Source organism: Vibrio sp. YQ_11 (assembly GCF_043103065.1).
Taxonomy (GTDB): domain Bacteria; phylum Pseudomonadota; class Gammaproteobacteria; order Enterobacterales; family Vibrionaceae; genus Vibrio; species Vibrio parahaemolyticus.
The window spans coordinates 22,158-45,166 of record NZ_JBICJM010000052.1 but is presented as its reverse complement, the minus strand read 5'-3'; the positions used below and the strand labels follow the sequence as shown (position 1 = coordinate 45,166).

At 46.1% G+C, this 23,009-nt stretch carries 21 protein-coding genes; 7 read left to right on the top strand and 14 right to left on the bottom strand.

Translation table 11 applies throughout. The features are described from left to right. Window positions 1-94: 94 nt before the first annotated feature. The 4 genes from yqiA to nudF all read right to left on the bottom strand — a co-directional run bounded on the left by yqiA (window position 95) and on the right by nudF (window position 2,689). Complete coding sequence (gene yqiA, locus ACF8EG_RS24175) at window positions 95-679, bottom strand: esterase YqiA (RefSeq protein ID WP_020840076.1); 585 nt, start codon at window positions 677-679, stop codon at window positions 95-97. Between the two features lie 48 nt (window positions 680-727). Further along, the gene (cpdA, locus tag ACF8EG_RS24170) at window positions 728-1,534 is read right to left on the bottom strand and encodes a 3',5'-cyclic-AMP phosphodiesterase (protein WP_069505209.1); all 807 of its coding nucleotides are present in this window, start codon (window positions 1,532-1,534) and stop codon (window positions 728-730) included. A gap of 61 nt (window positions 1,535-1,595) precedes the next feature. After that, window positions 1,596-2,039, bottom strand: a complete 444-nt coding sequence (locus ACF8EG_RS24165; protein ID WP_005482022.1) for a DUF1249 family protein — start codon at window positions 2,037-2,039, stop codon at window positions 1,596-1,598. Continuing rightward, window positions 2,039-2,689 (bottom strand): ADP-ribose diphosphatase, encoded by a 651-nt coding sequence (gene nudF / locus ACF8EG_RS24160; RefSeq protein ID WP_021454359.1) that lies wholly within the window; start codon window positions 2,687-2,689, stop codon window positions 2,039-2,041. Before nudF ends, ACF8EG_RS24165 begins: the two co-directional genes overlap by 1 nt. 229 nt (window positions 2,690-2,918) lie before the next feature. Here nudF and vpoC point away from each other — a divergent pair, with 229 nt between their 5' ends. Continuing rightward, complete coding sequence (gene vpoC, locus ACF8EG_RS24155) at window positions 2,919-4,247, top strand: efflux RND transporter outer membrane protein VpoC (RefSeq protein WP_005455451.1); 1,329 nt, start codon at window positions 2,919-2,921, stop codon at window positions 4,245-4,247. Between the two features lie 209 nt (window positions 4,248-4,456). Here the strand turns inward: vpoC and hldE are convergent, their stop codons facing one another. The 3 genes from hldE to ACF8EG_RS24140 all read right to left on the bottom strand — a co-directional run bounded on the left by hldE (window position 4,457) and on the right by ACF8EG_RS24140 (window position 10,173). Next, window positions 4,457-5,887 carry a bifunctional D-glycero-beta-D-manno-heptose-7-phosphate kinase/D-glycero-beta-D-manno-heptose 1-phosphate adenylyltransferase HldE gene (gene hldE, locus ACF8EG_RS24150; protein WP_005497052.1) on the bottom strand — a complete coding sequence of 477 codons (1,431 nt, stop codon included), beginning with the start codon at window positions 5,885-5,887 and terminating at the stop codon, window positions 4,457-4,459. A 77-nt stretch (window positions 5,888-5,964) separates the two neighbouring features. Beyond that, window positions 5,965-8,808: a bifunctional [glutamate--ammonia ligase]-adenylyl-L-tyrosine phosphorylase/[glutamate--ammonia-ligase] adenylyltransferase gene (gene glnE, locus ACF8EG_RS24145; RefSeq protein ID WP_392419838.1), complete on the bottom strand. Its 2,844-nt coding sequence runs from the start codon at window positions 8,806-8,808 to the stop codon at window positions 5,965-5,967. A gap of 108 nt (window positions 8,809-8,916) precedes the next feature. Further along, window positions 8,917-10,173 carry a methyl-accepting chemotaxis protein gene (locus tag ACF8EG_RS24140; protein ID WP_005455439.1) on the bottom strand — a complete coding sequence of 419 codons (1,257 nt, stop codon included), beginning with the start codon at window positions 10,171-10,173 and terminating at the stop codon, window positions 8,917-8,919. Window positions 10,174-10,221: 48 nt separating this feature from the next. Here ACF8EG_RS24140 and ACF8EG_RS24135 point away from each other — a divergent pair, with 48 nt between their 5' ends. After that, the gene (locus ACF8EG_RS24135) at window positions 10,222-11,040 is read left to right on the top strand and encodes a potassium channel family protein (RefSeq protein ID WP_005497048.1); all 819 of its coding nucleotides are present in this window, start codon (window positions 10,222-10,224) and stop codon (window positions 11,038-11,040) included. 62 nt (window positions 11,041-11,102) lie between these two features. Here the strand turns inward: ACF8EG_RS24135 and ACF8EG_RS24130 are convergent, their stop codons facing one another. Then, window positions 11,103-12,638 carry an inorganic triphosphatase gene (locus ACF8EG_RS24130; protein ID WP_020840070.1) on the bottom strand — a complete coding sequence of 512 codons (1,536 nt, stop codon included), beginning with the start codon at window positions 12,636-12,638 and terminating at the stop codon, window positions 11,103-11,105. Between the two features lie 212 nt (window positions 12,639-12,850). Between ACF8EG_RS24130 and ACF8EG_RS24125 the strand changes: the two genes are divergently transcribed. From ACF8EG_RS24125 to ACF8EG_RS24115, 3 genes are all read left to right on the top strand, one after another. After that, a complete protein-coding gene (locus ACF8EG_RS24125) occupies window positions 12,851-13,531 on the top strand; it encodes a TIGR00153 family protein (protein ID WP_005479163.1) in 681 nt (226 codons plus the stop codon). A gap of 130 nt (window positions 13,532-13,661) precedes the next feature. Continuing rightward, a complete protein-coding gene (locus tag ACF8EG_RS24120) occupies window positions 13,662-14,921 on the top strand; it encodes an inorganic phosphate transporter (protein WP_005479165.1) in 1,260 nt (419 codons plus the stop codon). 177 nt (window positions 14,922-15,098) lie between these two features. Then, complete coding sequence (locus ACF8EG_RS24115) at window positions 15,099-15,710, top strand: TIGR04211 family SH3 domain-containing protein (RefSeq protein ID WP_005455434.1); 612 nt, start codon at window positions 15,099-15,101, stop codon at window positions 15,708-15,710. 93 nt (window positions 15,711-15,803) lie between these two features. Here ACF8EG_RS24115 and ACF8EG_RS24110 read toward each other — a convergent pair whose 3' ends face one another. Together ACF8EG_RS24110 and ACF8EG_RS24105 are read right to left on the bottom strand one after the other, a co-directional pair. Further along, window positions 15,804-16,487: a general secretion pathway protein GspB gene (locus ACF8EG_RS24110; RefSeq protein ID WP_005455433.1), complete on the bottom strand. Its 684-nt coding sequence runs from the start codon at window positions 16,485-16,487 to the stop codon at window positions 15,804-15,806. Continuing rightward, window positions 16,487-18,106 (bottom strand): ExeA family protein, encoded by a 1,620-nt coding sequence (locus ACF8EG_RS24105; RefSeq protein ID WP_025557402.1) that lies wholly within the window; start codon window positions 18,104-18,106, stop codon window positions 16,487-16,489. Before ACF8EG_RS24105 ends, ACF8EG_RS24110 begins: the two co-directional genes overlap by 1 nt. A gap of 138 nt (window positions 18,107-18,244) precedes the next feature. Here ACF8EG_RS24105 and ACF8EG_RS24100 point away from each other — a divergent pair, with 138 nt between their 5' ends. Next, window positions 18,245-19,465 carry a multifunctional CCA addition/repair protein gene (locus ACF8EG_RS24100; protein ID WP_140111047.1) on the top strand — a complete coding sequence of 407 codons (1,221 nt, stop codon included), beginning with the start codon at window positions 18,245-18,247 and terminating at the stop codon, window positions 19,463-19,465. Between the two features lie 52 nt (window positions 19,466-19,517). Here the strand turns inward: ACF8EG_RS24100 and ACF8EG_RS24095 are convergent, their stop codons facing one another. From ACF8EG_RS24095 to folB, 3 genes are read right to left on the bottom strand one after another with little or no spacing between them, the layout of a single operon-like run. Then, complete coding sequence (locus tag ACF8EG_RS24095) at window positions 19,518-20,321, bottom strand: undecaprenyl-diphosphate phosphatase (RefSeq protein ID WP_025505331.1); 804 nt, start codon at window positions 20,319-20,321, stop codon at window positions 19,518-19,520. Window positions 20,322-20,336: 15 nt separating this feature from the next. Beyond that, window positions 20,337-20,819: a 2-amino-4-hydroxy-6-hydroxymethyldihydropteridine diphosphokinase gene (gene folK, locus ACF8EG_RS24090; protein WP_005497038.1), complete on the bottom strand. Its 483-nt coding sequence runs from the start codon at window positions 20,817-20,819 to the stop codon at window positions 20,337-20,339. Further along, complete coding sequence (folB, locus tag ACF8EG_RS24085) at window positions 20,816-21,175, bottom strand: bifunctional dihydroneopterin aldolase/7,8-dihydroneopterin epimerase (protein ID WP_005465889.1); 360 nt, start codon at window positions 21,173-21,175, stop codon at window positions 20,816-20,818. Before folB ends, folK begins: the two co-directional genes overlap by 4 nt. Before the next feature lie 248 nt (window positions 21,176-21,423). Here folB and plsY point away from each other — a divergent pair, with 248 nt between their 5' ends. Continuing rightward, window positions 21,424-22,035, top strand: a complete 612-nt coding sequence (plsY, locus tag ACF8EG_RS24080; protein ID WP_005479185.1) for a glycerol-3-phosphate 1-O-acyltransferase PlsY — start codon at window positions 21,424-21,426, stop codon at window positions 22,033-22,035. 21 nt (window positions 22,036-22,056) lie between these two features. On the opposite strand, the gene ACF8EG_RS24075 is transcribed toward plsY, so the two are convergent. Beyond that, window positions 22,057-22,872 (bottom strand): alpha/beta fold hydrolase, encoded by an 816-nt coding sequence (locus ACF8EG_RS24075; protein ID WP_392419834.1) that lies wholly within the window; start codon window positions 22,870-22,872, stop codon window positions 22,057-22,059. Window positions 22,873-23,009: the final 137 nt, after the last annotated feature.

The window sequence follows — 23,009 nt, the reverse complement described above, 5'->3', positions numbered from 1 at the left end:
GGCAAAACATAGTCGGAAAGCACACCGCCTATGTCAAGAAACAGTTGGATATATCAATAAAAACTATGAGCCTATTCCAATCGTCTCATTAGTATTACAGTTCAAGGAATTCGATAATCTTAGCAGGATAACGCTCAAAGCCTACAAAACTGTGATCACCACCTTGTTCTACCGTTTGCTTAGCTTTTGCAAACTTATCTACCGCTTGGCGATAGTCTAAAACCTCGTCTTCTGTTTGCTGCAACAACCAGAAAGAGTGTGGCGACGCGATGCTTTGTACATCAAGAGCTTTTAATTCGTCAATATGACAAGCTTCAAGTGTATAGGTTTCATGCGTATATGGATTGGTTTGTTCGCCTAAATAATCAACGAGTAGCTCATAAGGTTTGACCGCTGGGTTAACGACCACCGCTTTAAAACCATACTTCGCATTCAGCCATGTCGACATGTAACCACCAAGCGAGCTACCCACTAAGCCAATGTTGTAGTCATCTTTGTATTGCTCAGCAATATCCAACAACAATTGAGCGGCTTGTTCAGGAAAGCAAGGCAATTGTGGGACGATGACTTTGATGTCCGGACGATGCTGCGCGCAATATTCTCTCATTAAATTGGCTTTCATTGAGAGCGGTGAGCTGTTGAAACCGTGGATGTACAATAGAAGTGAAGGTTTACTCATAGAAGTCTCGCATGAAAAAGCGAGCCCGAACTTAGAGCTCGGGCATCATTAATATCCGTTGGAAGAGAAATCTGGCTGGAATTGGCCTTCTAGTAAACGGTCGACATGGGTTGTGATGTCGCCGTTGGTGTGCAGTTCTAGCTCACGCCAACCTGGGGATGTGGTATCAAGCGCGAAATCATCGGAATTCGGCTTAAACTGGACACACGTTGATGGTGTTGCCATCACTCGAATACCTTTGTGTATTACGTTCATGTCTTGATGAACATGCCCACACAAAATGCCTTTTACATTGTCGAATCGATCCACAACTTGCCAAAACACTTCTGCGTCTTTCAACGTATGCTGGTCAAGCCAAGCGCTCCCCACCAGCAAAGGATGGTGATGCAATAAAACCAGTGTATGACGCTCAGGAAATTCCGTTAATTTCTCTTCCAAAAGAGTCAACTGCTGATCGCTTAAACGCCCATGAGGCACGCCTACTACTTGAGAATCAAGCAAAATCAATTGCCACTTTTCACCCAGCAACACATGTTCTGCCGCTTGAATTTGTGGTGAAGGTAACACACTGCCCATATTGGGTTTGTAATCGTGATTTCCCGGCAGCCAATAACAATCCTTTTGCAGCGGCGCAATGCCATCAGCAAATCGTTGATAAGACTCGGCGCTATGATCCTGTGAAATATCGCCAGTCGCTAAAATGTAATCAAACCCCACTTTGCGGCGCAAAACTTCGTTAACCACAGCAGAAAAGCTGTCGGCTGTTTTTACGCTCAGCAAACTTCCCTCGTCTGCAGCGAACAGATGAGTATCCGTGATTTGTAAAAGTTTGATGCTGTCATTCGATGATTGCAAAATGAAAACCTGATTCGTTCACTCTATAGTTTCTTGTTATTTTCCTTGAATGACGTGACGATCAATTGAAGGCAAGCGGCGTTCTACTAATGCCACTTCGTAAACAAAACGTCAGCCATTCACCAAGGAACGTATTAAGTTGATGCTTTTCATCTCTCTGCATCAACTGGTCATTGGGATAATCATATTTAGCTTTAATGCGTGAGAACTCTCCGCTTGAGCATACTTCAGCCACTCTCGCATCGTGATAAAGCCTGACAGACATCGTCGGCAAAGGAAACACTGGCGTTTCATCACTCTGACATATCTCAACAACTGTGGTGTATTTTGTGATTTCATTCACGGTCAGTTGGTAAACCATGTTCGCCGCTTGATAGCAACGTACATCCCCAACCTCAGCAGAGACAGGCAGTAAGGCATTTAACTTAGCGTAATTGGTCTCATAGGTTCTCATCAGACCTGCTAAATCAACATGATATCGCTGTTTTTCAGCCACCTGCGCCATTACTTACTCTCCACTATTTGGGGATATCCCCATTGTGACCTCAACTCTTGATGGTTTAGTTGCAACCATTGCAACGCAATAATAGAAGCACCATTCTCAAATATTCCGTCTTTCACCCATTGGTACGCTTGCTCACGACTTAGCACATGAACTCGAATGTCTTCATCTTCATAGTCTAAACCATGAATGCCGTGCGCTTTAGAAGCATCAACTTCACCAACAAACACATCCAGTTTTTCAGAGCATCCACCGGAAGAAGGATAATAAGACGTGACTGATGCCACTCGCCCTACGGTAATGCCTGCTTCTTCTTCGGCTTCACGGCGAATCACCTCTTCTGCGGATTCATCGCGATCGATCATACCGGCGACAATTTCTAGCTGCCAAGGGTGTTCATGTTCCAATGCGCCAATGCGGATCTGCTCAATGATAACCACTTGATCCGTTTTAGGATCGTAGGGCAGCATTGCTGCGGCATGGCCACGCTCGAACATTTCTCGTTCGACCACGTCGCTCCAACCACCAGCGAATAGCTTATGCTTAAAACGGTACTTCACCATTTTAAAGAAGCCTTCAAACACAGATTCCTTCGAGATGATTTCTACGTCTTGTGAAGTAAACTCATCTTGTCGTTTGTCACACTGTTGCATTCAACACCTCTCTGAGTGAATCTTGTAGTTTACTCATTGTTAATCACTTGCTCAAAGGACTTGGCTCAACTTTTTGTACAATAGTTATAATTTATTTTAAGTCTGAGTCAAAAATTTATTGCACAGACGGACAATTACGTGTAAAAAAGTGCAAACTTTAGAGTAAATATCGTTCAAATTGAGTTAAACTACTGAGAATTAACCAATCTATTGACCGCGGGAATAGAAAATGAAAAAATTGCTTCCACTATTTATCAGTGCAGCGCTAGGTGGCATAAGTTCTTCTGCATGGGCAGATTCTTTAGCTGAAATCTACGACTTAGCAAAGCAAAATGATCCACAATTGCTCAGTGTAGCAGCACAGCGTGACCGAGCTTTTGAAGCAATCACCTCTAGCCGTAGTGCTCTATTACCACAAATCAACCTAACAGCGGGTTACAACCTGACTCGTGGCGACACAGAATACGATTCAAATCTTATTAGTGACGTGTCAAACGACTCAAATGCCCTAACTGCTGGCGTTAACTTCTCGCAAGAACTTTACAACCGCGCATCTTGGATCACATTAGATACTGCTGAAAAAAGCGCTCGCCAAGCAGACGCTACTTACGCAGCAGCACAACAAGGTTTGATCCTTCGCGTATCTCAAGCGTACTTCGAAGTATTGCGCGCTCAAGACAATCTAGTCTTCGTTCGTGCAGAGAAAGCAGCCGTTGGTCGCCAACTAGAACAAACAAAACAACGCTTTGAAGTTGGTTTGTCGGCAATTACTGACGTTCACGATGCTCAAGCTCAGTACGATGCAGTACTAGCAGATGAAGTGTTGGCAGAAAATGATCTGATCAACAGCTACGAATCACTACGTGAAATCACAGGTCAAGAACACAAAAACTTAAACGTTCTTGATACTAACCGTTTCTCTGCAACACGTACGAACAGCCCTGCTGAAACGTTGATCGATGAAGCGAAAACGAAGAACCTTAGCCTATTGTCAGCTCGTATTTCACAAGACATCGCGCGCGACAACATCTCACTAGCTAGCTCTGGTCACCTACCAACACTGTCTCTAGACGGTGGTTACAACTACGGTGATACTTCAAACAGTGCTCGTGATAACACGACGGATAACTTCAATATTGGCGTTAACCTAGCAGTGCCACTTTACACTGGCGGCAACGTGACATCACAAACCAAACAAGCAGAATTTGCGTACGTTGCAGCAAGCGAAGATCTTGAAGCTCAGTACCGTAGCGTAGTGAAAGATGTTCGCGCACAAAACAACAACATCAACGCTTCTATTGGTGCGTTAAAAGCGTATGAGCAATCGGTAGTTTCAGCGAGATCTGCGCTAGAAGCGACGGAAGCAGGTTTTGATGTAGGTACTCGTACTATCGTTGATGTTCTAGACGCAACTCGTCGTCTATACGATGCGAACAAAAACCTTTCAGACGCTCGTTACAACTACATCCTGAGTGTTCTTCAGCTTCGCCAAGCGGTTGGTACACTAAGCGAACAAGACATCTTGGATGTGGATGCAGGTTTGAAACCAGCGAAATAACGTTCAGTTATACAATGAAATTAAAACGCCAGTTGATTCAACTGGCGTTTTTTGTTGTCTATCATTCGATGCAAAGTACCTAACATTGTACGCCTAGCGATTATCTCGCAAATGCATTGCTATACCAGAACGTAGAACAGCAAGCATAAAAAAACAAAAAGGCCGCTTTGCAGCGACCTTTCAGATAGTGTTGTTCAAAGCTGTAAGGCTTAGCCTTTGCCGCCTTTAATTGCATTGATGATTTCGCTGGTTGAGCAACCATCTTCAAAGTTCAAAACACGAACTTCACCACCTGCTGCAATCACTTCTTTACCACCGGCAATCTCTTCTGGTTTGTAGTCACCGCCTTTAACTAACATGCTTGGCAGCACTTCAGAGATCAGACGCTGTGGCGTATCTTCACTAAACGGTACAACCCAGTCAACTGCACCTAAACCTGCCAATACTGCCATACGGCGATCGGTTGGGTTTACTGGACGACCAGGGCCTTTTAAACGCTTTACAGACTCATCGGTATTTACTGCGACAATTAGGCGATCACCTAGCTCAGCAGCATGATTAAGGTAAGACACATGACCAGCGTGAAGAATATCAAAACAGCCATTGGTCATGACGACTTTCTCGCCACGAGCACGTGCTTTTTTCACCGCTTCAATCAGTGCTTTTTCTGAGATGACACCAAAGTCGGTATCTTGACTGCCATGAACCGCTTCTGCCAATTCAATTTCAGACAGCGTCGACGTACCCAGTTTACCCACGACAACGCCAGCAGCTGCGTTAGCAAGTGCACACGCTTCTTCGAAGGACTTACCTGCCGCAACCGACGCTGCAAGTACAGAAATCACCGTGTCGCCAGCACCTGTTACGTCGTAGACTTCTTTCGCTTGCGTTGGTAGATGGAATGGCTCTTGGCCACGACGAATCAACGTCATACCGTGCTCACTACGTGTTACCAATAGCGCTTCAAAATCAAACTCTTCAACAAGTGCCAGAGCTTTCTCTACCAGCTCTTGATCCGATTTCACTTTACCGACCACATCTTCAAACTCTTTCATGTTTGGTGTCAGTAGAGTTGCACCGCGGTAACGTTCAAAGTCCGCACCTTTAGGATCAATGAAAACAGGAATATTCGCTGCTCGCGCTTTCTGAATGTACGCTTGAACGTGCTCTAGAGAGCCTTTTGCGTAGTCAGACATGATCACCGCTTTCACGTTTGGTAGCGCTGCATCCATACGAGACAGAACCGGGGTCGCGTCGGTATTCTCAAACTTATCTTCAAAGTCAAGACGGATAAGTTGCTGGCCACGGCTCATAACGCGTAATTTAGTAATGGTTGGATAATCAGGCAGCGCAACAAAATCACACTTCACGTTCAATGCGCTGAGTGTTTCCGTTAGCACTTTTGCTGGCTCATCTTCACCAGTCAGACCAACAATGTGAGCATGACCACCTAGTGACGCGATGTTCATCGCAACGTTCGCAGCACCACCCGGACGCTCTTCATTGTTTTCTACTTTTACAACAGGTACTGGTGCTTCTGGCGAGATACGTCCAGTTGGGCCATACCAGTAACGGTCTAGCATGACATCACCGATGATGAGCACACCAGCGCTGTTGTAATCAGGTAGAATTGGTTTCATTATTGGTCTCCAAAAATTAAATCGTGGTGAGTTTAGCACAGCCTTTTTCTAGGCTGAACCTTGAGCACTACTTCTACTTAGGCGAACCACTGGTTCCATGCTTGCTTCACCCATTCTCTTTCTGCAACAAACTTATCTTCAACCACATCTGCATCCAAATTAAGTAGGTTTCTGTGATGTATTTCGTTACGCATCGTCGTATACGCGCGTATCAGTTGCATCGCTTGGTCTTCTTCCATGACACCTTGAGCAATTAGCGTTTCATATATTCGGACATTGTCACACCAACGCGTAAGCTTAGGTTTCTCGTGACTATAGTTAAGCACCAAATATTGAGCCAGAAATTCGATATCGGTAATACCACCGACGTCTTGCTTGATCATGAAGCGACCAGATTTCTTACCGCCTAAATGATCGCGCATTTTTTCGCGCATCTCGACGACTTCTTTTTTCAACGTTTGCTCATCACGCGGTTTACACAACACATCATGACGAGTGTTATGGAAAGCAATCGCCAATGGTTCATCACCATAAATCATGCGAGCGCGCACTAAAGCTTGATGCTCCCAAGTCCACGCATCTTGATGTTGATAATCATCAAACGCATCGGTTGGACTCACCAACAGGCCGGACGCACCAGAAGGACGTAAGCGAGTGTCCACTTCGTATAGAATGCCTGATGCGGTGCGGGTTGAGAAAATATGGATGATGCGCTGTGCTAAACGAAGGTAGAACTGGCGGCCGTCAATTTCCTTCTTACCATCGGTGTATACATTAACTGGGCAGTCGTGCATAAAGACAATATCTAAGTCTGAGTTGTAGCCCAACTCCCATCCACCGACTTTACCATAACCGATCACGGCAAAGCCTTTGCCTTCACGGTCTTTCACGTGTGTTGGCTCGCCGTATTTTTCAGACACTTGAAGCCACGCTTGGCTGACCACCGCTTCAACAATGGCTTCTGCTAGATAAGTTAAGTGGTCACTTACTTTCATGACTGGCAGCACGCCAGCGATATCCGCCGCCGCGATACGCAAAATACAAATTTGCTTAAACTGACGCAGCGCTTCCATTTGCTGCTCCATATCATCTTCGGGAATACGGGCAAGGAAATCGCGCAATTCAGTGCGATAGCTATCGAGTGGAATTGGGTTGTACAGCTGTTGAGGATCTATCAACTCATCCAGAAGGATTGGATAACGAGACAACTGTTCAGAAATCATCGGACTTGCGGTACACAAGCGCACTAACTGCACCAATGCGGCAGGGTGTTCATCCAACAATTCTAAGTACGTCGTGCGCGTGCAAATATTGTGCAGTAAGTGCAACACTCGCGGTAAACCAAACTGCGCATCTGGGTGGGCAAACACCGCATCAAACACTTTTGGCATCAAGCGGTTTAAGACCTCTCGCCCACGGGGGCCGAGCGTTTTCTTGGCCAAGTCGGCTTTAAAGTTGATGATAGCTTTAGAGAATATGGCGGGCTCTTCAACATGAATGTCCTGATCTAAAATCAGCTCTAGCACATCTTGTTTATTGGCCATATCCCATAATTCATGGAAATGACGAGCAATCGTGCTGCCCTCATCTTCTTCGTCGTCACCAATCAAGGTTTCAAATACTTGATGCACTTTATTCATGTGCTGCTGAGTTTGTTCGATGAGCAGCTCCCACGACTCTAGCTGCATCGCAGTTGCCAGTTTTAAACGCTCAATGTCGCAATCGGGCAGCGTTTGAGTCTGCTTGTCTGCCATTGCTTGCAGTAGATTTTCTAGCTGGCGTAAATATTTATATGCCGCTTCCAGATTGCTGACTTCTTGCGGGGTTAACAGTGCAAGTTCCTCAATACCATTTAAGGTTTCGAGCAAGCCACGATTGCGCAAAGATGGCTCTCGCCCGCCACGAATCAGTTGGAAAACTTGCGCGATAAACTCAATTTCTCGAATACCACCAGCACCCAGCTTGATGTTGTTGGTTAAACCGCGACGTCGCACTTCACTGCTGATCATTGATTTCATGCGGCGCAACGACTGAATCGCACTAAAGTCGATGTAACGACGGAACACAAACGGACGCAACATTTTGCGTAGCTCTTGATATTGCGGATACATTTCGCATCCCATCACGCGCGCTTTGATCATCGCGTAACGTTCCCAGTCCCGTCCTTGCTCTTGGTAGTAATCTTCCAACGCGGCATAGCTCATTACCAACGGGCCGCTTTCTCCAAACGGACGCAGCCGCATGTCGACGCGATAACAAAAACCATCAAACGTCTGTTGATCGAGTGCTTTGATGATCCGCTGACCAAGACGAGTAAAGAACTGCGCGTTAGCAATACTGCGGCGGGCACCTTGGGTTTCGCCGTTTTCAGGGTAAGTAAAAATCAGGTCGATATCGGAAGAGAAATTCAGTTCACTGCCGCCTAGCTTGCCCATCCCAATGATCAACATCGGTTGAGCTTCACCCTCTGCATTTGTTGGCGTTCCCCATTCTGCGCAGCAAATTTTGTATTGCCATTGGTATGTCTCAAAGATCATCGCCTCTGCCAATTGGGACAAATGACGTAATGACTCTTCAAGTGTCCAAGCATGTAAGAAGTCTTTCCACGCGATGTAGACCATTTCTCGATTTCGGAACTGACGCAGAACGCGATGACCAGACATTTCATCTGGGCATTCTGCCAATAAAGCGGCCAGACGGGTGCGATAAGCTTGGTGTCGGCTAAGCTCACTTAACATCGTTGGTAACTGCTGCGCGAGAGCCTCGTCACGGTGAATGGTTTCCGTAATAAATTGGCTCAACGCCGAGACGTAATGAAACTGCTCTACGACCTCATTTGGCCATGATTGAAGGTAACCCGCTTCTTGGGCATTTTGAACGACAGATTCGGCGACAGAGACCAGTGACGAAGGCAGCTGCATGTTTCTTCCTTGTGTGAAAAGCACGGTGATTCATTCTTTATACCAGACTTAAAGCAAATAAAAACGCCCACAAAAGGTTTGTGGGCGTTTTATCAAATCCAATTCGCTTTATACGCTAAATGACTTAATCTTCTTATCTAGCTCTTCGGCGTTACTTTGCATCATTTCAGAGGTTTCCAGTAACTCTGTGACCACCACGACCGATGCTTCAACCAGCTCACGAACGTTCGTTAAGTTCTGGCTCATTTCTTCCGCTACACTGCTTTGTTGTCCTGAAGCTGTGGCAATTTGGAAGTTCATGTCGTTGATTTGTGTTACTTGAGCAACAATGCCATCAAGCTCACTACCCGCGTTAGAAACCAGTTCCACGCCTTCAGCCGCTTCGACAACACTTTTCTCCATCAAATCAACCGCAGAAGTCGCGCTGGCCTGTAGCTGAGTGATCATTTCTTGAATTTCCACCGTCGCTTGTTGCGTGCGCTGCGCAAGGTTACGAACTTCGTCCGCCACCACAGCAAAACCACGCCCTGCTTCACCAGCACGCGCCGCTTCAATCGCCGCATTCAAAGCAAGCAAGTTGGTTTGCTCAGAGATGCCTTGAATCGTACCAACTACGCTACCAATCGACTCCACACGCTCTTCGACTTGGTTTACGGCTTGTGCAGAAGACGCAATATCTGAAGATAGCTCGCTCATTTTCGCCACTGTGCTTTGCAAGAACTGTTGACCCGTTACGGCTTGCGTGGACGCCTGTTCCGTCAAAGAAGAAGCCGTTTGAGCATGATCGGCCACCGTTTGTACGGTCGATGACATCTCACTCATGGCCGTCGCCAGTTGGTCAATCTCGTTGAATTCTTCTTGCGCCGACTCTTTAGTTTCTGACATGCTCAGCGTCATCACTTCCGTCAGTGTCGCTAGCTCGTCGGATGCGTTGATTTGCATTTGAATCACGTCATGCAGTTGGCGACGCGTTTTCTCTAGCTCTCGTGCCACATCTCCGTATTCATCTTTACAGTCCATACCAAACGGTACCGACAAGTTTTTGCTCGCCATTAATTTGATGGCTTCATTGAGATACTGAGTTTGGCGCAGCATTACGCGTGCGGCGGCCAACAGTAAAGCCACAAAAACGACGATAAGTAGCGCGGTTTGCCACACTACTTGAGTCAAATACGCTTCATAATGTTGTTGAGCAACTTGCGCATTTTGAGTGGCTGCTAAAAGTGAATCGTAAAATGTGTTTGCGTCCCAAAGTTGTTTTGCCACGATCAGAACGGTACTGAATACCATCAACATGACCATTTTCGGTACAAGTCGAATGTCGGATATGACCCTTTCCCATGGCTTGAATGCCAGCTTTTCCATTGTCAGTTCTCCACTGAGTCTTATATAGTTTTTACATCTCTTATAGTTATGTTTGCGCTTGGGTTCTATCACGCGATTTATTTCGAGCTTCGTATGAAAAATAATGATATCAAAGACAGCACTCGACCGATGGGCCTGTTGTCACTAATCTTGTCCTTTATGGCGTTATTTGTGATCTCTGGCCTGTTGTTTTTTCCAATCGATAACGAAACCCGTCAAGTTCTTATCGGTCTGGATTTTATAATCTGTAGTATTTTTCTATTGCAGCTCACCATTGATTTGATCCGCTCCACAGATCGACGTTCATTTATTAAGCTGCATTGGATAGATTTTGTGGCCAGCATCCCAATGATCGAGCCATTACGCTTTGCTCGCATCTTTCATATTTTGCGCGTGGTGTTGGTGCTGCGCTCTTCAAAGTTCATTCTGCATCAGCTCAAAGAAAACCGCCGAGAAACCACCGTCGCGTCCATATTGCTATTGATGGTGATCCTCATAACGCTCGGTTCCACCGCCATGCTGTTTATCGAAGCCAAAAACCCAGCTGCGAACATCCGTACTGGAGCTGATGCTTTGTGGTGGGTCTTTGTGACGATCTCCACTGTGGGTTACGGCGATCATTATCCAGTGACCTCTGGAGGAAAGTTTTTAGCCGTCATCATCATCGTTTGTGGAGTGGGGATCTTCGGTATGATCTCTGGTGTGATTACGTCGATTTTAACCGCTCCGACTAAACAGCAAGATCACCGTTCTAAGAACAAAGAGCGGATGTTAGAACAGCTATTAGAACAGCAAGAACAAATCCTTGATCGACTAACTCTTATCGAAGAGGAAATGCAGCAACGCAAAATTCAGACAAAAAAATAGGACCTATCGGTCCTATTTCTCTTTAAATTAATGAAGATAACGCTACTTTGCGCTCGCTTATCTTATTTTTCACGCCAGTACGGCTGAGTCTCTACGCTGATTGCTCTTGTTTGATCCATTGCATGAAGAATCGAACGCTCTTGGCGGTGCAGCCAACGCTCTAGCTGTTCTTTCTCTTCATTTTCCAGCATATCAACCAAAGGCAATAGATGGTTCAGCATCAACAGATCATCAATGCCATGCACTAAGTCAGCCCAAGGAAGACGGAAGCTATTACGCTCGTCGAAGTTGTACAAGCTCGCAAAACCAATTCCAGTGTAAAGGTTACGCAGCAGACGGTAACGCTGATCCACATACTCTTGCGCAGACAAATCACGCTCTGCAGGGAAAGCTTCCATCAGCTCTGCCCAAGTGCGATCCAATTGCGTCACCGAAAACGGCATGATGTTGCTTGCCATCTTCTCGCGCGCTTTCTCATCCAAGAATGGCTGCCAGCCACGTGCTAAGATCCAGCGGCTAAGATCCAGCAGTAATCCTGTGTAACGCGCCGAACTCAACAATGTCAGCATCTCTTCACGACTTGGCAACTCTTCCAACTGTTGAGTCAACTCAGAGACAAGGAACTTACGCGCGTCAAGTTTGCGCAATACGTTACCTTTATCATCAAGCAACTCTTCAAGGTGAGCATGTTCATCAAGCCAAACGAGCTCTTCTTCTAACCACTTCAATTCTTGACGCAAGATAGCGCTCGCACGGCGAGGCACTACGCCACCAAAAATGGTCAATGTTTGGCGAATAAAACGAATGGCGTTACTGATTTCACGCAGCGCTTCCACACTGTCGCGCTCTGAGTAAATTTGTTCGTGGTAATGCCAATGCGATAAAGCATGTTCAAGTGAATTGATTAAGCAGTATTCAACGGTGTCTGTTTTGTTACTGTCCACTAAAGAAAGCGGCTTCACTTCGTCGCCAGTGTAACCAGTCGCTAAGCGATAGCCTTTTGCGGCTTTGCTCAAGTTACCCAGACGCATCCCACCTTGTTCGCAGAAACTGCGCGCCAAGGTAAATAGTGCATCGGTCTGGCCAGATTTGAGTTCAAGTTCGACTTCACAAATCGGTTCTTGTCTCTCTTCTCCGTCTTCCCCTTGCGCGACAACCATGCCTTGGTCAAACGCGACCTCTACTTGGCTGCCATCTGGCATACCAATCAGCCACTGCTCACGCGTGAAGTTGGTCGAAAAAAGCGGAACTAACTCGGATTGTAGAGTCGCGACATCTTTGCCTGACGGCCAGATATCGGAAGGATGAAGCGAAAGATCCGGTTCATTATTTGTGTGCTCAGCATTGTATTCTGGTCTTTGATGTAAGCCTGCGACAACGCGTCCTGCGGTTTTTACGGTTTGGACGAAAACGTCATCAAAACGGCGAATTCTTAAACCAATGTCGTGCTGTCTTAGCCAATTGTCGGCTGTATCAAAATAGGTGTTACCCAAGTCACGACAACTATGCTGAAGTACTTTTGTTTCAGAAATTTTTGCTCGTAAAGTTTCTGAAAATTCAGGAGAAACAAAAAACTTCAGTTCTATCTCGGTTTCCATAGCTATACCTTTCAAAGCAGATAGAAACAGGATATTGCCTAATTTCTCGCACGGCAAGAAAGAAATATCACCCGAATGATGATCTAAAACAGTTTTAATGAGCCATTTAATGCGTTAACATGCGCGCCTTTATAGCCATCGTTCAACATTTCGCCAAGAACTAAGAAATGGTGTATGTTTTTTTAAGGTTATAGTTATTAGGTTGAATGACCATGCCAGTAAATACAATTATGGGGTTATTTGCAAAGTCCCCAATTAAGCCTTTGCAACGCCACGTTGTGTGTGTCAACGAATGTTGTTCACACCTGGTGAAGTTCTTTGAAGTTTCTTCAAAGGGTGACTGGGAAAAAGCATCTGAGATCCGTGCACAAATTTCTCATCTAGAGAAAGAAGCGGACGTGCTAAAACGTGAAATCCGTCTAAAACTGCCTCGCGGTTTGTTTATGCCAGTCGATCGTACTGACATGCTTGAGCTTCTGACTCAACAGGACAAACTTGCTAACCTGGCAAAAGACATTGCTGGCCGTGTATATGGTCGACAACTTGTCATTCCTGAGGCTCTCCAACCAAACTTCCTCGCTTACGTTCAACGTTGTCTTGATGCTGCTAACCAAGCGCAAAAAGTAATCAATGAACTTGATGAACTGCTAGAAACCGGCTTCAAAGGCCGCGAAGTGACGCTCGTCGCTGAAATGATTCATCAGTTGGACGTTATTGAAGATGATACCGATGCCATGCAGATTGAACTGCGCCAACAACTGATGGCGATTGAATCTGAAATGAACCCTATCGATGTCATGTTCTTGTACAAGATTCTTGAATGGGTAGGTGGTATTGCCGACCAAGCGCAGCGCGTAGGTGCTCGTTTGGAAGTGATGCTATCTCGATCTTAAAACATAAGTTAACGACATAACGAAGAGCATAATGAACACGTGTCAGATGGACGATGACTATTTTCACCGTCTTATGGTTTGGCGCGCGTAAAATTTTGCTCCGCTTGTTATAAAACAACTAGGTATTACGATGGATATCCTTGCGAACTACGGCACTGTCCTGATTATTGTTGCAGCGATTTTTGGTTTCATGATGGCGATTGGTATTGGCGCGAACGACGTTGCTAATGCGATGGGTACATCAGTAGGTTCAAAAGCGCTAACCGTAAAACAAGCTATCATCATTGCGATGATCTTCGAATTTGCGGGTGCATACCTTGCAGGCGGTGAAGTAACCGACACTATCCGTAAAGGTGTTATCGAAACATCTCTCTTTGCTAGCCAACCAGACATTCTTGTCTTCGGTATGATGTCAGCACTTCTTGCTGCTGGTACATGGCTACTGCTTGCTTCTTACATGGGCTGGCCTGTATCAACGACTCACTCTATCATCGGTGCAATCATCGGTTTTGCATGTGTGTCTGTAGGTACTGAAGCGGTTGACTGGAGCAGCGTTCAAGGGATTGTCGGTAGCTGGATCATTACTCCGGTTATCTCAGGCTTCTTTGCTTACGTCATTTTCGTCAGCGCACAGCGTCTGATTTTTGATACTGAGAACCCACTATTCAACGCAAAACGTTTCGTTCCTGTTTACATGTTCATCACGACAATGGTGATTGCACTTGTAACCATCAAAAAAGGTCTGAAGCACGTTGGTCTTCACCTGACTAACGGCGAAGCGTGGATGTGGGCAGTAGCGGTATCTGCACTTGTTATGGCTGGCGGCTACTTCTACATTCAGAAAAAATTCGCTAACCGTGAAGAAGACCGCAGCTTTGCTGGCGTAGAAGGTATCTTCAGCGTTCTAATGGTAATCACAGCTTGTGCGATGGCATTTGCTCACGGCTCAAACGACGTAGCAAACGCAATTGGCCCTCTTTCTGCTGTAGTATCGACTGTTGAACATATGGGTGAGGTTACAGCGAAAAGCACTATCGCATGGTGGATTCTTCCATTGGGCGGTATCGGTATTGTTGTCGGTCTTGCAACAATGGGCCACAAAGTAATGGCAACCGTTGGTACAGGCATCACTGAACTAACACCAAGCCGTGGTTTTGCTGCTCAGCTTGCAACTGCATGTACGGTTGTATTGGCATCAGGTACTGGTCTGCCAATCTCTACCACTCAAACACTGGTTGGTGCGGTTCTAGGTGTAGGTTTTGCACGTGGTATCGCGGCGCTAAACCTAGGTGTAGTACGTAACATCGTGGCTTCATGGATTGTTACGCTACCAGCAGGTGCACTATTGGCTGTCGTATTCTTCTACGGCATTCAAGCGATGTTCTCTTAATACATCCGTCAATAGAATGTAAGCGCTTTGTCATTATTGACTCAAACGCACAGAAAGGGAGGCTTTGCCTCCCTTCTTTGTTGCACCGAACTTTGAAACTGCATACTATTCGTCTATTTCCGGCTCCAATCATTCGGTGCCAACGCTGTATCCAAGAAAATCGTTAAGGGATTTACTGTGAAAAAACTAATCATCACGGTTTTGTTTACTTTGCTAGCAGCACCAGCGGCACTAGCAGCAAACCGTTATATTTCTGATGACCTATTCACTTTCATGCACTCAGGTCCAAACAACACTTACCGTATCATTGGCAGCATTAACGCTGGCTCTAAAGTTCAGCTTTTACAAGCCAACAAAGATACAGGCTACACGCAAGTTCGTGATGACCGCGGCCGCACTGGTTGGGTACAAAGCAAGTTTGTGACAAATCAAGAAAGCATGGCAATTCGCCTTCCTCGTATTGAGAAAGAGCTGTCAGAAGTGAAAGAACAGCTAGCAAATGCTCGTCAAACTTCTGATACCGAGAAAGCGGGTCTAGTAACATCACTAGAAACTCGTAACCAACAAATTACAGATCTAGAGAAAAAATACTCTGAGATCAGCGACCAGCTCACTTCTGTTGAAACAGAAAACCGTGAACTTCGCGCCAAGCTGGATACGCAAAAAGATGACATGCTGCTTAAGTACTTCACTTATGGTGGCGGTGTAGCAGGCCTTGGTCTTTTATTTGGTTTGATTCTTCCTCATATCATTCCACGCAGAAAGAAATCACCTGCAGGTTGGGCATAACTGCCCCGCAAACTACCGGTTTGCACATAGCGGATACGAAAAAGGCCACATTCATGTGGCCTTTTGCTTATCTAATGGTTTCACGCGAGAGCACTAACCATCCCATTCGTAAAGTGCAGGGATTCGGATTTGCTCACCTTGGAATTCGACAATGACAGCCTGCGGCTGAATCTCTTTCAGCGTGACTTGTCCATCCACCACATCCCCTTGGTGATACTCCACATTATTGATTTTCACCCAACGACGATTGGCGTCACTGGCATACATATGCGTTTGCAAATTAAGGGCAGGAAGACGTCCTTGCCACTGCTGCGCATTGCGCTCCAAGTCATTCACCTGTGACGGCGCAGAAGTCGGCGCATCGTTTTGAGACAGCGCATTTTCCACTTTTTTGGCAAGATCTGGAGACAAGGAAGACAAGTCTAGATCATCCAATGACAAACCTAAGTCGTCACGACGATGCGTAGATGCTGTGCTCGTGACGGGAGTAGCCGTTGTCGGATCTGGAGCCTCACCCTCGTTGGCATACTCGGAGGGTTGCAAGAATGTCCCAATGTCGCGAGATAACTCGGCACTCGGCCATTCTCGTGGCAGTTGAGCAAGATCCGTTGATTCTGGATAATCTAAAACTTCAAATGGTTGTACGACTTCCGCCACCACTACCTCTGGCGTAACCGCTTGAGTCTCTGGCGTAAGCAAATCTAAATGCCACGCAACCGCAATCGCTGACACGCTAATAGGCACAAGAAAGAGTCCAACATGTTTGATGACTGACATTACGCCTCCTCCTTGTTAATGCTTGCTAGTGTTGGCGCATTAGGTTGCACACTTTGTTGTAAGCGCTCTAACGTGCGATGACCCGCAATGCCATCCACACCGATGCCTTGCCAACGTTGGAACAGTTCCACTCGCTCTTTTAACGCACCGTCAAAAATAGACGTTTCCAGTGGTGATTCACTGACCGCTTTGGCAAGCAATTGGTCAAGCACTTCGATCGCCGGCCCTTCCATATCTAAACGCAACGTCTCTTTAAGCGGCGCTTGCCACAATTCAATGATGTTGCCCTGCCACATTGGTTTCAGCCACGAAACAGGTAAACGTAGACGCTGTTTGCCATTGAGCACTTCTACTTGGTCGTTGCCAACTGCATACAAAATCACGTAACCAACATCGCCTTGATAATTCAGCTCTAAAATAACCGGTCGATTTTGCTGCATCAGCAAGGGCCACGTTGCCATTTTTCTTTCACAACGCATGGTGGATTGAGGCTCAGACAAGCAAAGATTATCGCGCACTGATGCTCGATATCCCCAAAGGCGGTAAAGATCATTCACGGCAAGATTGGATTGTTTCTGCGCCAACAGCATATCGCGCTGTGCATCAGTTAGCTGCTCACTTGCCATAAGAGGAGCAGGAGTAGACGAAGACGCAGCAACGGGGACTTCCGACATCGGAGTCTTAGGCTTCACTGGCATGTAATTTATTGCAGCCCAGCCAACACCAACCGCTGCCATTACACCAATAGCAGCCGATCCCCACGCTGGCCATGTAAATGATTGACGAGGTTTATCTTGCTGGTAAATGTCCGCCTGAAACTGCATGACTTCTTCGCAGGCTTGTTGCACCGTCTGTTTATCGACAACGACACTGCCCTGGTGATAACTCATATTCAATGCTTTATCACAAATCAGGTTGATGAGACGCGGAATGCCATGGCTATACTTCGCAATCAACTTACTGGAACTGCGATGAAACAGTTGCTGATCGCCACCAGCCGTGTGCAAACGAAACGCGATGTAATCCGCAGTCTCTTTCTCATCAAGAGGTAACAGATGATAACGGCCAGTGATACGCTGTGCGAGCTGACGCAACTGCGTAGTCTGTAACAAGCGTTGCAACTCTGGCTGCCCTACCAACAGCACCTTAAGCAGCTTTCTGGTATCGGTTTCTAAGTTCGTTAACAAGCGCAGTTGCTCAAGTACATCGGCAGCAAGATGCTGAGCCTCATCAATGACGAGCAACGTCTGCCAACCCACCTTGTGGTTACGCAGCAAATAATGATGTATGACTTGGTTTAGCTGTTTTAACGTCGCATCCTGCGGATAAGAGATTTTAAATTCATCGCAAATCGCTTCTAGCAGATCTCGGCTCGAAAAAGTCGGATTGAGAATCAGCCCCGCTTTGGTGCTTTCATCTAAATTCGCGAGCATAGCTTTGGCCACTGTCGTTTTGCCTGTTCCTACCTCACCGGTCAGCATGGCAAAACCACCGCCGTCGCCCAATCCCGCATTGAGGTGCGTGATCGCTTCTTTATGACGTTGGCTTAAATACAAATAACGTGAGTTTGGAACAATCGAAAACGGCTGTTCAACAAACCCAAAAAAGTCCTTATACATTAGGATCTCCAGCTAAAAACCCATCCCAAAAGAATCAAATATGATGTAAACATAGTTGCATCTGTTCTTGGGAGTAAAGAAAAGTACCATTGCTTGCTACAATGTCCAACGTCATATCCATAAATTCAGAGGTAATTCGTGCAAGTTTATTTAGTAGGTGGCGCAGTTCGAGATCAATTGCTCGGCATTGACAGTTATGACAACGATTGGGTGGTAGTCGGAGCCACACCAGAAATGATGCTTGCTCAAGGATACACTGCCGTCGGAAAAGACTTTCCTGTTTTTCTTCATCCTAAAAATAAAGAAGAGCACGCACTTGCACGAACCGAAAGAAAATCAGGCTCAGGTTACACGGGCTTTGACTGTTTCTTCGATCCAAGCGTAACGCTAGAAGAGGATTTGATTCGCCGTGATTTAACCATTAACGCCATAGCGATGGATGATAGCGGCCAGCTGTACGATCCTTATGGCGGCCAAGCCGATTTGAATAATCGCATATTGCGTCATGTATCAGATGCTTTTGTGGAAGATCCCCTTAGAGTACTTCGGGTCGCACGTTTTGCTGCAAAACTTGCCTCGCTGGGATTTACGGTAGCAAAAGAAACCATGCAACTCATGCGCGACATCGCAGACTCAGGTGAACTCAATACGCTAACACCAGAACGCGTGTGGCAAGAGTGGCATAAATCGCTTTCAACGCCTCGTCCCGATGTGTTTTTATCAGTATTGCGAGATTGCGGCGCGTTAGCTGTCGTGCTACCAGAAATCGATGCGCTGTTTGGGGTGCCTCAACCTGAAAAATGGCATCCAGAGATCGATACGGGTATCCATACGTTGATGGTAGCAGAGCAAGCCGCAAAGCTGAGCACATCACTCCCTGTTAGATTTGCCGCACAGGTGCATGACTTAGGGAAAGGCGTGACACCAGAGAGCGAATGGCCAAGCCATAAAATGCATTGTCATACCGGTTTAAAGCTAATTAAAAAACTGTGCGAACGTGTACGTGTACCGAATGAATTTAAAGATTTAGCGCTCATGGTCTGCGAGCAACACTCCAACATTCATCGCGCCGCTGAGTTAAAGCCGCAAACCATCATCAAAATCCTGAACAAGTTTGATGTATGGCGCAAGTCGGAGCGCCTAAAAGACATTCTAATTTGCTGCCAAGCAGATCACGCAGGCCGCAAAGGTTTAGAAAATCTACCGTATCCACAAGCGGATATTTTCATGCTGGCCTATCAAGCTGCGGCATCAGTAGATGTGCAAGCCATCATTCAGGATGGCTTCAAAGGTCCAGCTATTCGTGATGAACAAGAAAAACGACGTATTGAAGCGGTCAAAGTCGCTTTAAATAAGTAACGCCAAAACAAAAACGCCCGCTCAATTGAGCGGGCGTTTTTATTTTCAAGGATTAAGCACTAAGCAAGAATGCAAATAGGCCTACACCTAGAATCAGACGGTAAATCACGAATGGCGTCATGCCCATGCGTGAAATCATTTTCAAGAAGAAGTGAATACAGATGTAAGCGCTAATAAATGAAGTCAGAATACCAGTCAGCAAAAAGCCAACGTGCACAGGCTCACCGCTGGTAACCAGCTTCATACCCAAGTAGCTACCAGCTAATGTGATGATAGGAATCGACATCAAAAATGAAAAACGCGCTGCCGCTTCACGAGTGAAGCCCAAATACAGAGCGGCAGTGATCGTTGCGCCAGAACGTGAAGTTCCAGGGATCATCGCAAGTGCTTGAGCAATACCAATAAACACCGCTTTCTTCCAGTCAGTTTGGTACTCATCGGAAACAAGCTTGGCATTCTTATCCACCCACCAAAGCAACAAACCGAACACGATAGTGGTTGTCGCAATCACATAGGCACTGCGCAGGTAGACTTCGATAACGTCTTTCATCAGCAAACCGAACACACACGCCGGAATCGTCGCGATCACGATCATCCATGCCAGTTTTGCTTCTTTACTGCGGTCACCTTTGAAGATCGAAGCAAACAATGCTCGGAATAAAGTGATCACTTCGTGGCGGAAATAAATCACAACCGCCATCAATGTACCGACGTGTACTGCCACATCAAACGCTAGACCTTGGTCGGCCCAGCCGAAAATGGCAGAGGGTAGGATCAAGTGCGCAGAGCTGGAAATGGGCAAAAACTCTGTCAGACCCTGAATCAGAGCCAAAATAAAGGCTTCAAAATAACTCATGTAAACAACTCAAATTTAAAGTGAAAAAGAAACTGGTTTGAGTGAATCAACGGGCTGCATAGCATGCCAAATGTCGGCTACAGTGCGTCCATCGCCGGGGATCACTAAATGAGGTTCGAGATCATACAAGGGCTTTGTGACAAAAGGATATTTATAGATATCACTGCGAGGTAGCTCCGGTTTTTGTGTCGAGATGCACTCACCGAAGAGCACTATATCGAGATCCAGTGTTCGATCCTGATACTTTTGCGCATTTTCCTCACGCCCCCACTTATATTCAATCTCACGTAAGTGGTGACTCAACTCTTCGAGTGACAACTTTGTGCGCATCGCAATCACAAAGTTGTAGAAGTTTTGGCTACTAAAGCCGATAGGTTCACATTCGTATATCGGTGAGACGAGGAGATCTTCGCCGAGCTTCTGCAACTCGAGATAGGCAACCTTAGCGTGTTGCTCTCTGTCTATGTTTGTCCCCACACCGATATAAGTGGTGATCATGCTTGGCCTCGTTCAATCACAACCCCAACAGATCGTGCCTGAGGAACGGCGCCCGGTTTCGCTAAACGAATCTTCACCCAAGGGACGCTGAAGCGTTGCATGATAAGTTCTGCAACTTCTTCCGCCACGCGCTCTACCAACAAGAAGCGACCATTTTCAATATGATTTAATACTGCTTCACTCACCTGTGAGTAATCTAAGGCATCTTGAACATCATCACTTTTACCCGCAGGCTTGTTGTCGTGCGCCATTTCAATATCCAGAACCAACTTTTGTTTAATTTGTTGTTCCCAGTCATACACGCCAATCGTGGTGATTACTTCTAACTGTTCAATAAATACTTTATCCAGAGCCATCTTATGTCCTTCTTTACAGAGGTCGGATACCCGTCAGGGGTAATTTGATCGTAATATTCTATACCTAAGTAACCTTTGGCTAGGTCATCGAAATGTTACTTAGGTATAAACTGCGCTGCATCTTTATATACAAGAACTCACATAATGCAAGCTCTATCGCAGAGAGTATTTCAGCTCACCGCTGAATCAGGCTATGATACCAACTACGCGGGAACTGAGCATTAATTTCCAATCCATCAAGGACTTCTATGGACGCACTGGCACTAATAATGACAATGGCCGCCTACTTACTGGGTTCTGTTTCTAGTGCGGTGTTGATTTGTCGCCTGTTAAAACTGCCAGACCCTCGTAACGTTGGCTCAAACAATCCAGGCGCGACCAATGTATTGCGCATTGGCGGAAAAGGCGCGGCCGTATCGGTGTTGTTGTGCGATATGCTCAAAGGGACGATTCCAGTTTGGGGGGGGTACTTTCTTGGTATCGATCCTATCATTCTTGGCGTTATTGCTATCGCGGCATGCCTTGGTCACATGTACCCAATTTTCTTCCACTTTAAAGGGGGTAAAGGCGTCGCTACCGCGCTTGGTGCCATTGCTCCAATTGGCTTAGACCTTACAGGCCTAGTTATGCTGACTTGGCTCTCGGTTGCCGTCCTGTTTCGCTACTCTTCCCTTGCCGCACTCGTCACTGTGTTAGTCACACCGTTTTATACTTGGATGTTCAAACCGCAATACACCCTGCCCGTTGCCATGTTGTGTTGTCTAATCGTGTTTAAACATCATCAAAACATTCGTCGTTTACTTTCGGGTGAAGAGCCTAAAATTGGTGAAAAGAAACTGACAGAAAAAAACTCGGCATAACGCCGAGTTTTTAAATGGATTTTAAGCGTGAACTTTGTTTAGGAAGTTCAACAGCATCTGATTCACAAACTCGGGCTGTTCAAGCGAACTGATATGACCCGCATCTGGAATCTCCACCAACTCACTGCCCGTAATGCAGTCATTCATTAGGTAAGATTCAAATACCGGACGCGGCTTATCTTCTCGACCAACTGCGATCAATGTTGGCAGTGCGAATTTTTCTGCATCTTCAATCACATCACGTCGCCCAAACACCATGCGACCGATACGAGCAACTTCTACAGCTCGCTCACCTGTTAGCAATTCAAGGCTTTGTTTAAATGAAGCGACCAATTCTGGGTGAACTTGATCAACGTTATTCGTAAAGAACAGTGGTGCAACTGCTTCGATAATAGGCTCAGGAACACCTTGAACTTGGCTGATGGTATCTAGCATCGCAAAGTATTTTTTATGCGTCACTTCTGGTTCCCAACCAATAAAGGTATCCATCAACACCAATGACTTCACTCGTTGCGGGGCTTGAGCGGTCAGTTCCGCACCCCACATGCCGCCAACAGATAAGCCAACAATGGAAAATTTGTCGATTTCCAAATGATCCATTAGCGCCAGCATGTGTTGGGCATAATCAACTAAAGACGTGGTCGAAGCAGGAGCGGCGTCCGATTCACCATGCGCCCATAAGTCAGGCACAATACAACGATAGGACTGGCTCAAAACTTCAATTTGAGGCGCCCACATTTGGCAATCCCACAAATAGCTATGTCCAAACAGCAGCACAGGCCCTTCGCCTTTGTCTAGGTAAGCAAGTTGCTGACCTTCAATTTCAAACTTCTTCATTGTTATATCCATTTATTATTCTTCCGCGCCATCCTATCACTGAACACAAAGAAAACTGCTCACATCAGTCTGGAAATCTCGCGCCTTTTTCTTGGGGAAATAAACCACAAAAACAAAGGCCTCTATAAATAGAGGCC

Bases quoted from the DNA above. Each gene is read 5' to 3' on its own strand.
- yqiA (WP_020840076.1), bottom strand. From the start codon at position 679: ATGAGTAAACCTTCACTTCTATTGTACATCCACGGTTTCAACAGCTCA.
- ACF8EG_RS24165 (WP_005482022.1), bottom strand. From the start codon at position 2,039: ATGGCGCAGGTGGCTGAAAAACAGCGATATCATGTTGATTTAGCAGGT.
- nudF (WP_021454359.1), bottom strand. From the start codon at position 2,689: ATGCAACAGTGTGACAAACGACAAGATGAGTTTACTTCACAAGACGTA.
- vpoC (WP_005455451.1), top strand. From the start codon at position 2,919: ATGAAAAAATTGCTTCCACTATTTATCAGTGCAGCGCTAGGTGGCATA.
- hldE (WP_005497052.1), bottom strand. From the start codon at position 5,887: ATGAAACCAATTCTACCTGATTACAACAGCGCTGGTGTGCTCATCATC.
- glnE (WP_392419838.1), bottom strand. From the start codon at position 8,808: ATGCAGCTGCCTTCGTCACTGGTCTCTGTCGCCGAATCTGTCGTTCAA.
- ACF8EG_RS24140 (WP_005455439.1), bottom strand. From the start codon at position 10,173: ATGGAAAAGCTGGCATTCAAGCCATGGGAAAGGGTCATATCCGACATT.
- ACF8EG_RS24135 (WP_005497048.1), top strand. From the start codon at position 10,222: ATGTTTGCGCTTGGGTTCTATCACGCGATTTATTTCGAGCTTCGTATG.
- ACF8EG_RS24130 (WP_020840070.1), bottom strand. From the start codon at position 12,638: ATGGAAACCGAGATAGAACTGAAGTTTTTTGTTTCTCCTGAATTTTCA.
- ACF8EG_RS24125 (WP_005479163.1), top strand. From the start codon at position 12,851: ATGCCAGTAAATACAATTATGGGGTTATTTGCAAAGTCCCCAATTAAG.
- ACF8EG_RS24120 (WP_005479165.1), top strand. From the start codon at position 13,662: ATGGATATCCTTGCGAACTACGGCACTGTCCTGATTATTGTTGCAGCG.
- ACF8EG_RS24110 (WP_005455433.1), bottom strand. From the start codon at position 16,487: ATGTCAGTCATCAAACATGTTGGACTCTTTCTTGTGCCTATTAGCGTG.
- ACF8EG_RS24105 (WP_025557402.1), bottom strand. From the start codon at position 18,106: ATGTATAAGGACTTTTTTGGGTTTGTTGAACAGCCGTTTTCGATTGTT.
- ACF8EG_RS24095 (WP_025505331.1), bottom strand. From the start codon at position 20,321: ATGAGTTATTTTGAAGCCTTTATTTTGGCTCTGATTCAGGGTCTGACA.
- folK (WP_005497038.1), bottom strand. From the start codon at position 20,819: ATGATCACCACTTATATCGGTGTGGGGACAAACATAGACAGAGAGCAA.
- folB (WP_005465889.1), bottom strand. From the start codon at position 21,175: ATGGCTCTGGATAAAGTATTTATTGAACAGTTAGAAGTAATCACCACG.
- plsY (WP_005479185.1), top strand. From the start codon at position 21,424: ATGGACGCACTGGCACTAATAATGACAATGGCCGCCTACTTACTGGGT.
- ACF8EG_RS24075 (WP_392419834.1), bottom strand. From the start codon at position 22,872: ATGAAGAAGTTTGAAATTGAAGGTCAGCAACTTGCTTACCTAGACAAA.